Genomic DNA, 11,714 nt, shown 5'->3' with positions numbered 1-11,714 from the left:
TAGTAGTTGTTCTTGTTTGATATCTGTTATATCTTGTTTCATTAGTTGTTGTTCTAATTTGATTTCTTTTATTTCTTCTTTCATGCCGATAATGTCTTGTTTAACTTCACTAATGTCGGATTCCATTCGATTTAATCTGTTGTTCATTTCGTTTAAACCTGTTTTGATGTCATCAATTTCGTTTAATTTTGCGAGTATTTGTTTTAACAGTTCATTTTCCACCGGCATTCCCTCCTACTGATATTATAAGTAAATTTCGGACAAATACAAGCATGTCAAAAGTTGTAATTGATAGAGTTATTTTAACATACGGAACATTAGTTTGTCTATATATAATTTTATTTTTCCCAAGATTTAAGTAATAATTAGCTCCAAGGTTTTACGCTGCATTCACGACTATAAAAATATAATAAGTAATATATTTTTATGCTTAGCGGGATAACAAGTCAAATGATCTTTCATAGTTAAATAAATCAAGAGATCATATTGATTCAAAAAGGTGCTAGATAGATTAGGAGTGGCTCGAATGTATAAAGAATTCATGATAAAATGGACAATAATCATAGGAACGGAAAAAAAGAAATGAAAGGAAGGGGCGGTTTCCCTTGGATTTTGATGGATGGTTACAGGTCCGTGTTATGGAAAGGAAAACTGTTTCAGTTAAAAGATGATTTTGCGCGATTAACGGGACTAATAGAATTGCTGGCTAAGTCCGGGACTGAACACCTACCCATTCCGGAGAAGCAGCTGGATCTTTTTTTAAAAAAGATCGTACCGGGCTTAAAAAGAATCGGGGAAGTTCGGCTGTCGAAACCGCTTTTGGAACGGATGATGAAAACACCGCTTGTGGCAAAACTTTACTTGGATCGGGTGAGAAATCGCCTGTTGGCCGGCTTGGAATTCCATTATGAACATGTGGTCATTCAACCGTTAGAAAGTCGAGAAAACATAACCGGTCCTTATGTCGTTAGAAATATTAAGAGGGAAGATGAAATTTTGGGACTGATGGAAACGAGCGGGTTTACAAAAACAGAAGGCGGCTATTTTATGCAAAATGAAGAATTAGAGTATGATTTTTTAGTACATATCTTGCCGAAACTGCAAAAGCTTGCTCAAATTTATGCGACAACGGCCGTCCGCAATCGTATTGTACGAGAGGTTCATCCGAAAATTCGAGTGAAAATGCATCAAGAACGCACCCATTGGCTGGAATTCAAGTTTGAAATGGACGGGATTAGCGACAAAGATATTCGCGGGATTTTAGCTGCCTTGGAATTGAAACAGAAATATTACCGGCTTCCGAATGGGTCTCTTCTATCCTTGGAGGCGAAGGAAATGGAAGTGATCCGTAAACTTTTAGCGGCTGAACCGGCACAAGACGACGGGTATCAGTTAACTTTAGAGAAACCTATCTTAGAAAGTTTGAAGTTTCTTGACTTCATTCAGGATAGTCCTGTTTTTTCTCCGGAAGAATCGTTTTTGGCCTTTTTAGATCAATTGCTTCATCCGGAAAGCTTGGAATTTGAGGTGCCAAAAAGTTTGGAGTCAATTTTACGAGATTATCAAAAGGCGGGTTTCAAATGGATGAAGGCACTTGCTCAATACGGATTTGGCGGGGTACTTGCCGATGATATGGGATTGGGAAAAACATTGCAAAGCATTACCTTTATTGTATCTGAACTCGCAAATATAAGGAGCCGAAAGTGTCCGGTTCTAATCGTGTGTCCGTCTTCATTAACATATAACTGGCTCAATGAACTGATCACTTTTGCCCCTGAAATTCAAGCAATTGTGATGGATGGGAATCAAATCGAACGAAAAGAGCTTCGGAAAAATCTACAAGATATCGATGTTCTCATTACATCGTATCCGATACTGTGTAGAGATTTCACTTGGTTTGAGAAGCAAGTCTTTCATACCGTGTTTTTTTGATGAAGCACAAGCGTTTAAAAACCCTTTTACGCAAACGGCCCGGTCAGTAAAGAAAATCCAAGCAGATAACCGCTTTGGTTTGACCGGAACACCACTTGAAAATTCTATAGAAGAACTTTGGTCGATTTATCATGTTGTTTTCCCTCAACTGTTTCAAGGGCTGGAGGCATATAGCCATCTAAGAACGCAAGACATTGCAAAGAGAGTCCGCCCGTTTATGCTCCGGCGGGAAAAAACAGATGTGTTGGTTGAACTTCCGGAAAAAGAGGAGTCGCTTGCTGTATCTGAATTGCTGCCGGAACAAAAGAAACTATATGCAGGATTTTTGGCAAAACTTAGAGAGGAGACTTTAAAGCACTTAGATAAAGAGACGTTCGATAAAAATAAAATTCGTATATTGGCAGGCTTAACGCGATTGCGCCAATTTTTTGTCACCCGGGCTTGTTTGTTGAGGGCTATCAGGGCAGTTCAGTAAAATTCCAACAGCTTTTTCAAATTTTAGAGGAAGCAAGACGATCCGGTAGAAGGTTGTTGATTTTTTCGCAGTTCACGCAGATGCTGGGAATGATTGGAAGGGAATTGACCAGCCGCGGTCAAGCCTACTTTTATCTGGATGGCAGTACACCTTCAGAGGAACGTATAGAACTTTGCCGGCGATTTAATGAAGGTGAACGGGACTTGTTTTTGATTTCCCTAAAAGCTGGAGGTACCGGTCTTAATTTGACAGGAGCGGATACTGTGATTTTATATGACTTATGGTGGAACCCGGCAGTAGAGGAACAAGCTGCCGACCGGGCGCACCGAATTGGTCAGAAACATACGGTACAGGTCATTAAGCTAGTTGCACGCGGTACAATTGAAGAAAAAATGAATGAACTGCAGGCAAAGAAACGGAAGCTCATTGCAGATATTCTTGATGCTGATGAAAAAACCACATCCACCTTGACAGAGGAGGATATTCGGGACATTTTAATGATATAAATTCCTTTGGTCCTCCTCATGTTTTTTTAGTTTACAAACGAAGACGGGTGCGGGATGTATTGCCCGTCTAACCATCAGTTGGGGGATGGAGAAACTGAATGAAACACTAGGGAAATATACCCCGGAATTCAACAGCCCTGTCCCCTTATTCAACAGTGAAGAAGCAAAATTCAACAACTCTGTCCCATTATTCAACAGCAATCACTTTCCTTCAACCTTTGTCTATCTGTTAACTGTGCTCTAAACGAATGCTTGAGGAAAAATTAATTGTTTTTTTTTGTAAAATATGCTTGACAAACGCATGATTCTGAATTACATTTTAACTATATTGCAATGCAAATTAGTCTGCTGTTTGGGAAACATATTTATTTTTTACTTACTATATTGTATAGCAAGATAGTTTTATCAATGAAAGGGGGGAATGCGTTGGAATCCAGTCAGATATTAAAGGGAATTTTAGAAGGATGCTTATTGGCAATTATTTCAAAAGGTGAAACGTATGGATATGAAATGATTGAAAAACTTGGAAAATACGGTTTTATCATGGTTAGAGAAGGGAGTATTTATCCATTACTGTTACGAATGAGAAAGGAAAAATTAGTTGAAGTAAAAACTAAGCCGGTTCCATCGGGAGGACCTCAACGGAAGTATTATTACATTACAAATAAAGGACTGGAGGAGTTGGAAAAATTTAAAGAAATCTGGATGGACATTTCCACCAGTGTAAATATGCTATTAGATCAAGAAACAAAAGGGGAGATTGAAAAGTGAAGTTATCTCCAGAAAGTAGAAAGTTTATTGAAGATTTACGTCTATATCTTTTTTCAACCGGAAAATCTGATAACGAAATTGAAGATATTGTGGCTGAACTTGAAGATCATTTATGGGAAGCAGAAAAAAGGGGAAAATCCATTATAGATATTATCGGCAATTCTCCAAAAGAATATATGGAACAGTTTGCAAACGAAATGAAGTTTGATATCAAGCAATGGACAGGGTATGGGGCAATGATGATTCTCGGTGTCTTTGCTTTTGTGTTAATGGGGGACGTAATCAACCGGGACACTGACTATTCATGGTTTGAACTCATTGGTTATCCTTTACTAACTGTTTGTTTCCTACTGCTGTTCATGAAGGTGATGAAATTTTTAGCGGGTGTCCGTAAAAAGTCCGTTGGTTGGATCGTTTTATTATTGATATCAGCTATTCAAATTGGTGGTTTTGTCTTATTAATTTGGTTGGATAACCGCTATGGAGAAACAGTCATTCATTTTAATTCTACGGGAAATATTGTTCTGTTCTGCCTTTCAGCTCTGATTTTTATTGGTGGTTCCATTTGGAGTAAATCGTTGGTACTGATTGTCATTCCAATATTTCTTTATTTACCGGAGTATGTTTTAATGTTTACACCGCTTAAGGAAGATCTGCAAATGGTTATTTCCCATTTAATTTCTTTATTAGGGATACTAATCTATTTATTTTTCGTAAATAGGAAAGAAAATCGTTTTGAGTAACAATTCACTTTGTTCGGATAACAATATCAAAATCAGTTTCTGTCCCAGAGTTGTCAGAAACTGATTTTTTGTTACACTTAGGAAATTATAAATCTCCGGCAAAGATACCAATTCAACATGGCTGGAAATTTATAAAATCTGAATGTATAAAAAATCAAACATAATAAATGTTGTTGCACTTGTTACTGGTGGAAGAAGTTTCTGATCCAGTTTTTTTCTAGTAAAGGACTGCCATGCAATCAGAGTTTGCAAATCTTTTTTTTAATTGACCCATATTTTTACGACAATCTTTTCTCAAACAACAAGCAATTTGCTAACCCAATTAGGTTAGTTTTTCTTCCGCTTTTCTAACACAGATTAAGAATTCCTCTGAATTATAGACAAAATGGCAACTTTGTCAACATAACTTGTAATCTTTTATAAAAATGGTAAAATAATTAGTTAAAAACGGAGGGAACACAGATGAAAAATGAAATGGAATCATTAAAGAGAAGGATAGATGCAGCGAGCAAACGTGTGCCTGCTGATGTCGTAATTAAAGGCGGAAAAATTGTCGATGTATTTAATTTGACAATTAAACAGGCGGATATTGCGATAACAGATGGAATCATTGTTGGCATCGGGGAATATGAGGGGAAACATGTCATTGATGCAATAGGTCAATATATTGCTCCATCATTTATTGATGCCCACGTTCATATTGAGTCATCGATGGTTACCCCGAAAGAATTTGCCAAAGTTGTTTTGCCCCACGGTGTTACGACTGTTATTACCGATCCGCATGAAATTGCCAATGTCTCAGGAACAGAAGGAATTTCCTTTATGCTACATGATTCGGAAGGACTGGATTTAGATGTATTTGTCATGTTGCCCTCGTGTGTACCTGCAACCTCTTTTGAAAACTCAGGAGCAGTTCTGCAAAATGAACAACTGGAACCCTTTTATGCTCATCCGCGTGTGTTAGGACTTGCAGAAGTGATGGATTTTCCCAGTGTAAAAAATCATGATAAAGAAATGTTTAAAAAAATTGTATCAGCAAAAATACATCGGAATCAAATTGATGGACACGGCTCCGGTTTTGATGAGAACGGGATAAATATTTACCGGACAGCCGGAATCACAACGGATCATGAATGTGTTAACAGCAATGAAGTAGAAATGCGGATCGCCAGAGGAATGTATGTGATGATTCGTGAAGGAACAACGGCAAAAAACCTGAAACAACTAATCAAAATGGTTACCCCTTCTAATGCCAGAAGATTTTTATTTTGCACGGATGATAAACATTTAGATGATTTGCTTATTGAAGGCAGTGTTGATCATAACATTCGTTTGGCTATTCAATATGGCATGGACCCGATTCAGGCAATTCAACTTGCTACATTAAACGCTGCTGAATGTTTTTCCTTGAATACGAAAGGTGCAGTTGCTCCGGGATTTGAAGCAGATCTTGTCTTTTTGGAAGATTTGAAGACTCTTGAAATCGCAAAAGTTTTCAAAGCCGGAAAGTTGGTTGCAGAAGCGGGAACATTTACAGGGAAAATTGATGGTGCTCAGCCAATTCCTTCGAGGGAAAAATTAATGAAATCGGTTCGAGTAAATAAGATAAAAGAAGAAGACTTACAACTTGCCATGGGTGTTCATCAAAAGGCCCATATCATTGAAGTTATCCCGGATCAAATTGTGACGAATAAATTAATTGAAGAAGTTCCGGTACAAAATGGCATTTTTTCACCTGACGCAGAAAAAGATTTAGCTAAATTAGCTGTAATTGAACGGCACCATTTGACGGGAAATATTGGTTTAGGTATTGTGAAGGGGCTTGGATTGACATCAGGCGCGGTTGCTTCAACGGTCGGACATGATTCGCATAATTTGATAGTTGCCGGAACGAATGACGGGGATATCTTGAAAGCAGTGGAAGTAATCCAAGCCATTCAAGGCGGATTAGTTGTTGTTCAAAACGGGAAAGTGTTAGCCACTCTAGAATTAGCTATATCAGGACTTATGTCGAATAAACCTTACCCGGAAGTGCTGAAGGAGATCGAAAATTTGCACGCCTCCTTAGACCTTGTAACGAATGGTCGGCTGCCACATCTGTTTATCACACTTGCATTTTTAAGCTTACCGGTCATTCCGAAATTAAAACTTACCGATCAAGGGCTGTTTGATGTTAGCGAATTTAAGCATATTCCACTACTTGTATAAAGGTATATAGTTTCCACTTTATATTAAAAAAAGGAAGGGCACTCACTGCAGTCAAACCCCTTCTAACAATTCAAAATAATTACATCATTCATAAAAATTATGCTTTGAAAAATATAATCTATTGAGATGTTTTGAACGAAGACCGAAGAATGGCGGATAAACCGGTTTTTTGTATCAATTGTCGTTGATTTAGCCAGAATAGTTTTTCAAAAGTCTGTAAATCATTTTAGCGGTTGGGGTGAGGGGCATGAAAATTGTTATTGCCGGAGGGCGCGGCTTTATTGGGAATAAGTTAACGAATTTTCTTATACAACAAGGGCATGAAATTATTGTGTTAACAAGAAGTGGAAATAGTTTATGTTCAAATGTGGAATATGTGACATGGCTAAACGGATCATCAAATCTTGAGGAAAAGTTAGAAAATACGGATGTCTATATCAATTTAGCCGGTGTATCTATTAATGACGGAAGATGGACAAAAAAACATCAGAAGGAAATTTACCAAAGTCGGATGGAAGCAACGGAAGAATTATTACGAATTATTAAGCTTTTGCCTCAGAAACCGGCGATCTTAATTAATGCAAGTGCAGTTGGTATTTACCCGTCTTCATTCGATGCAATATATACCGAAAAATCATCGGACAAATCGAATGACTTTCTGGCTAAGACCGTTATTGATTGGGAGAAGAAGGCAAAAGAAGCAGAACAATTCGGCATCAGAACGGTTTTTATGCGATTTGGTGTCGTACTTGGCAATGACGGTGGTGCATTACCCCTGATGACTTTACCTTATAAATTGTTTGCCGGCGGGACAGTTGGTTCAGGTAAACAATGGGTATCTTGGATTCATGTAATAGATGCCGTTCGGGCCATCGTGTTTGTTATGGAAAATGATCGTGTTCGCGGGCCAGTAAATGTCGTCGCACCAAATCCTGTTAGAATGGAGGAATTGGGTCGGACTATCAGCTTTGTATTAAGGCGACCTCATTGGTTCCCGGCCCCTTCATTTTTATTAAAACTTGTTCTTGGAGAAAAAAGTAAGCTTGTCCTTGAAGGTCAAAAGGTTTTACCGAGCGTGTTACTGGACGAAGGATTTGAATTCGAATTTCCCACCGTTGAAAAAGCATTGAAAGATTTGCTTGTGAAAAAATAATTGTTTACTATGAAAAATCTAGTTTCCTCTTGATCATGTATTGCATTTAAAATAAACGGATAAAATAAGGAAATCATTATACAGATTGGGAGGTAATTTTATGGCAAAAAAAGAAAGACTAAACGAAGAAGGTGCATTGAATAATAATTTAGGTTCATCTGTTTTACAAACAAATGATGAGCTGACCAAATTTCATAAACAACCTCTTCTAAAAAATTCAAACAATCAAACAGATAAAACAAATAAAAAATGAAAATTTACCATTTTAGGAATGGTTTTTTCCAGTTTCTACTATTATATATGTATTAATTGGCGTTCAACAAAACAAAATTAATACATTGTCCAATACTTGCAGAAAATGGAAAACTATGTTGATATAGAATATGTACATATTTGAATGGAGGAATGACAAATGGTTTTGCCAAACTTTGAAAAGAATTTACAGAAATATGCGAAACTACTTGCTGTAAAAGGAATTAATGTGCAACCGGGTGACTGGGTAAAAATGACGATTACTGTGGATCAAGCCCCACTCGCTCGCTTAATTACAGAAGAAGCTTATAAATTAGGAGCCGAAAAAGTGATCGTAAAATGGGGTGATGATGCCATTGGTAAAATGCATTATCAACACCAACCGACAGAAGTACTAACGGATATTCCAAAATATGAAATTGAAGAAGTTGAAGATCATATCTTAAATCATCGGGTTAGTCGGCTTTCCATTGTTTCAAGTGATCCGGGATTATTAAATGATATTGATCCGGAAAAAATAACAGCATATCAAAAAGTAGCATCAAAAGCATTTAAGACACAACTGACAGCAACCCAAAATGATGAAGTTAAATGGACAGTTGCTGCTGCGGCCGGTGCCGGTTGGGCTGCAAAAGTATTTCCGGATTTAGCCACAACAGAAGAACAAGTTGATGCGTTATGGGACCAAATTTTCAAAACTTGTCGTGTTTATGAAGATGATCCGATTACTGCTTGGGACCAACATGTAGAGACATTGAAGAAAAAAGCAGATAAACTAAATGAAATTCAGTTTAGTGCCCTCCACTATACAGCACCGGGAACGGATTTGACGTTAGGATTGCCGGAAAATCATATTTGGGCAAGTGCCGGAAGCCACAATCCTAAAGGAGAAATCTTCATCGCCAATATGCCGACGGAAGAAGTGTTTACCGCGCCTGATACCCGTCGGATGGATGGTGTTGTTCGTAGCACCAAACCACTTAGCTATGCAGGAACATTAATTGAAGGAATTGAAGTTCATTTTAAAGATGGCAAAATAGTTGATATCTCAGCGGAAAAAGGAGATGCAGTTATTAAGAAACTCGTTTTTGAAAATGAAGGTGCGACAGGTTTAGGGGAAGTTGCGCTTGTTCCGGATCCGTCACCAATTTCTCAGTCAGGAATAACCTTCTTTAATACTTTATTTGACGAAAATGCCTCTAACCATTTGGCAATTGGTTCTGCCTATCCAACGAATATAGAAGGCGGTACGAAAATGAGTGAAGAAGAGTTAAAAGCAAAAGGAATTAACACATCTCATGTTCATGTTGATTTCATGATCGGTTCCGGTGAAATGAATATCGATGGCATTAAAAAAGACGGCACAGTCGTACCCGTTTTCCGTAACGGGGATTGGGCGATTTAATGTAAAAAAGGGGGCGATGTCTATCCTCCCTTTTTTTCTATAAAAAAGTGCAAAAAAACTTATCTATACCAATAAAGACTTATTCATCACCGAATATGGTTGGTGCCGTAAAATTATTTACTTATTATCTGAATTTAACAAATGATATAGATGGGTTGATAAACATGGCTTGTAAAACTGAAACCGGACCAAAATATTTGGCTTCCGATTTGATTCGGGCAATTGCAGGCACGTGGATTTGTTTGCCACCTGAAAAATTTTCTTTCATGGACGTTTTCGGCAAAGTTCCCGGGCATCCGCACATTGTTGAGAGGCAACTGGGAACTGCAATGCTTGATATGATGTTTACTGGTCGCGAAATAAAAACATATATTCCAGTGGAAGAAGTTGCTAAAAAATTTAAAACTCATTTTCCGGAATTGTCAAGTAATATTGACACGCTTTTGCAGGGTGAACTGGAAAGAATTGAACAAAAGTTATCGCTGTTTCATTTTCGAATTGCTCATGTTCTACAGTTAGCTGAGCAAAATACGGATGGGAAAACGTATATGGCAGATGAAGAGGCGTTTTTGTACTATGACGGTGATTCAGTCGCACTAACGGAAGCACAGGAATTGAAGATAAAAATGGTTGCCTATGCCATAAACAGATTTTTCACTGATGTCAATGCAGATTTGTTTAAAAAGGTACTCTATATGCAACCGATTGAGTACTTAAAACGTGTTTTTGCCGGATATGTTTATGAAAAACAAAATCTTGTTCTGACAGAAGAAGCTTGGCAGCGGGTTGTAGAGATTGACGACATCCATGTAATGCGTGTAATTTTGGCAAAATTGATTATTGATGATATCAGTGAAACTGATGATCATAAAGTCGAATCAGATTTTCGTAAAGCAATGCTGGAAAATAAAAAGATTATCGAGAAAATCATCGCTTATATGGATGATGAGCAGGCGATGAATGAAGTAGAAAGTTTCATAGATAAAAATTAAACAGTTTTCTCCTTCTCTCACTAAAAACAGGCAGAAAATGAAAGCTCGGACGCCCTGAGCTTTTCTTTTTTTATTCAATTTCTTAATAATTGTTGACATGAAATCCTTTTCAACGTTTAAACTAAGAGAAAAACATATTTTGAAGGTGAGTGCATTGACAAAAAATCGCAGTGTAATTTTTTTTGATATTGATGGAACGTTACTTGATTCTAACAAAAAACTACCCAATTCAACGAAAGAAGCCGTTTTTAAATTGAAGGAACAAGGGCATGTAGTTGCTATCGCTACCGGAAGAGCACCCTTTATGTTTGAAAATTTGCGGAGAGAGTTGGGGATTGATACATATGTTAGTTACAATGGACAATATGTTGTATTAAATGGTAAAGTACTGTACAAAAATCCGTTGAGGACGGATGCTGTAGAAAAATTAACAGAAGCAGCACTGAGTCATCATTATCCCGTGGCATATATGGATCATAAAGATATGAAAACCAACATTCCGGAACATCCGTATGTGAAAGAAAGTATCAACACTTTGAAAATTGATCGCTATCCTTCGCTTGATCCGGAATATTATGTGGGACGGGAATTGTACCAAGCGTTATTGTTTTGTCCAGAGGGAGAGGAAAAACAATACGAGATGGCTTTTCCGGAATTTGATTTTGTCAGATGGCATCCGGTTTCAGTTGATGTCCTCCCCAAAGGCGGGTCAAAAGCGAAGGGCATTGAAAAAATTATTGAAAAATTAGGCTTTCCGGAAGAACGGCAATATGCATTTGGCGACGGTCTCAATGATATGCAAATGCTCTCTACCATTCATAATAGTGTTGCAATGGGGAATGCAGAAGAAAAAGTAAAATCTGTAGCGAAATACGTAACCAAGTCAGTGGATCATGACGGGATACAACACGGTTTGAAAATGATGGGGCTGATTTAATTTTCAAAGGTTGTTTTCAAAAAGTTGAAGCCAAATTTAAATGAATATGAACAATGGAAAATATGCAAACACATTCATTCCCTTTTCTGGATTAAAGGAGAATCATCATCAAGCGATTGTTTTTGAACAGTCGCTTTTTTTATACGTTAAAAAAGTATAAATTTCCAGCAAAGAAGCGAATTCGACGTAGTTGGAAATTTTAAGAATTAAGTATAAGTGCATAAGGAAAGCTTCACTGGAATACATCGCAGCCGAAAAAATTTTATATTTTTTCAGTGAACTAGAGAAGCTTCGGTAGCATTACCTCGCAAGCGAAAATGTATTTTCGCTGACTACGGCT

9 protein-coding genes and 1 pseudogene are annotated in these 11,714 nt (G+C 37.5%); 9 read left to right on the top strand and 1 reads right to left on the bottom strand.

Features of this window, described 5'->3' with window-relative positions; all coding sequences use genetic code 11:
• The coding region (locus tag BT1A1_RS13885) for a hypothetical protein (protein ID WP_034772324.1) at nucleotides 1–222 on the bottom strand (222 nt) is incomplete at its 3' end.
• A gap of 360 nt (nucleotides 223–582) precedes the next feature.
• Between BT1A1_RS13885 and BT1A1_RS18245 the strand changes: the two are divergent.
• From BT1A1_RS18245 to BT1A1_RS13845, 9 genes and pseudogenes are all read left to right on the top strand, one after another.
• A pseudogene (locus tag BT1A1_RS18245) lies at nucleotides 583–2,913 on the top strand (DEAD/DEAH box helicase); the annotation flags it as partial.
• Nucleotides 2,914–3,321: 408 nt separating this feature from the next.
• The gene (locus BT1A1_RS13875; RefSeq protein WP_034772323.1) at nucleotides 3,322–3,684 is read left to right on the top strand and encodes a PadR family transcriptional regulator; all 363 of its coding nucleotides are present in this window, start codon (nucleotides 3,322–3,324) and stop codon (nucleotides 3,682–3,684) included.
• Nucleotides 3,681–4,427 (top strand): HAAS domain-containing protein, encoded by a 747-nt coding sequence (locus BT1A1_RS13870; protein ID WP_034772321.1) that lies wholly within the window; start codon nucleotides 3,681–3,683, stop codon nucleotides 4,425–4,427. Before BT1A1_RS13875 ends, BT1A1_RS13870 begins: the two co-directional genes overlap by 4 nt.
• Before the next feature lie 462 nt (nucleotides 4,428–4,889).
• Nucleotides 4,890–6,635, top strand: a complete 1,746-nt coding sequence (ade, locus tag BT1A1_RS13865) for an adenine deaminase (RefSeq protein ID WP_034772320.1) — start codon at nucleotides 4,890–4,892, stop codon at nucleotides 6,633–6,635.
• A 247-nt stretch (nucleotides 6,636–6,882) separates the two neighbouring features.
• Nucleotides 6,883–7,788, top strand: coding sequence for a TIGR01777 family oxidoreductase (locus BT1A1_RS13860; protein WP_034772319.1), 906 nt, complete (start codon nucleotides 6,883–6,885; stop codon nucleotides 7,786–7,788).
• Between the two features lie 100 nt (nucleotides 7,789–7,888).
• Nucleotides 7,889–8,041, top strand: coding sequence for a hypothetical protein (locus BT1A1_RS18770; protein ID WP_156103246.1), 153 nt, complete (start codon nucleotides 7,889–7,891; stop codon nucleotides 8,039–8,041).
• A 159-nt stretch (nucleotides 8,042–8,200) separates the two neighbouring features.
• Nucleotides 8,201–9,445: an aminopeptidase gene (locus BT1A1_RS13855; protein ID WP_034772318.1), complete on the top strand. Its 1,245-nt coding sequence runs from the start codon at nucleotides 8,201–8,203 to the stop codon at nucleotides 9,443–9,445.
• A 164-nt stretch (nucleotides 9,446–9,609) separates the two neighbouring features.
• A complete protein-coding gene (locus BT1A1_RS13850; protein ID WP_156103245.1) occupies nucleotides 9,610–10,437 on the top strand; it encodes a hypothetical protein in 828 nt (275 codons plus the stop codon).
• A gap of 154 nt (nucleotides 10,438–10,591) precedes the next feature.
• Nucleotides 10,592–11,374: a Cof-type HAD-IIB family hydrolase gene (locus BT1A1_RS13845; protein WP_034772317.1), complete on the top strand. Its 783-nt coding sequence runs from the start codon at nucleotides 10,592–10,594 to the stop codon at nucleotides 11,372–11,374.
• The last annotated feature ends 340 nt before the right edge of the window (nucleotides 11,375–11,714 follow it).

This window comes from Caldibacillus thermoamylovorans (assembly GCF_000751775.1).
GTDB lineage: Bacteria > Bacillota > Bacilli > Bacillales > Caldibacillaceae > Caldifermentibacillus > Caldifermentibacillus hisashii.
The sequence above is the reverse complement of the archived record's forward strand: the minus strand, read 5'-3'. Positions and strand labels throughout refer to the sequence as shown.

Bases quoted from the DNA above. Each gene is read 5' to 3' on its own strand.
- BT1A1_RS13875 (WP_034772323.1), top strand. From the start codon at position 3,322: ATGAAAGGGGGGAATGCGTTGGAATCCAGTCAGATATTAAAGGGAATT.
- ade (WP_034772320.1), top strand. From the start codon at position 4,890: ATGAAAAATGAAATGGAATCATTAAAGAGAAGGATAGATGCAGCGAGC.
- BT1A1_RS13860 (WP_034772319.1), top strand. From the start codon at position 6,883: ATGAAAATTGTTATTGCCGGAGGGCGCGGCTTTATTGGGAATAAGTTA.
- BT1A1_RS18770 (WP_156103246.1), top strand. From the start codon at position 7,889: ATGGCAAAAAAAGAAAGACTAAACGAAGAAGGTGCATTGAATAATAAT.
- BT1A1_RS13855 (WP_034772318.1), top strand. From the start codon at position 8,201: ATGGTTTTGCCAAACTTTGAAAAGAATTTACAGAAATATGCGAAACTA.
- BT1A1_RS13850 (WP_156103245.1), top strand. From the start codon at position 9,610: ATGGCTTGTAAAACTGAAACCGGACCAAAATATTTGGCTTCCGATTTG.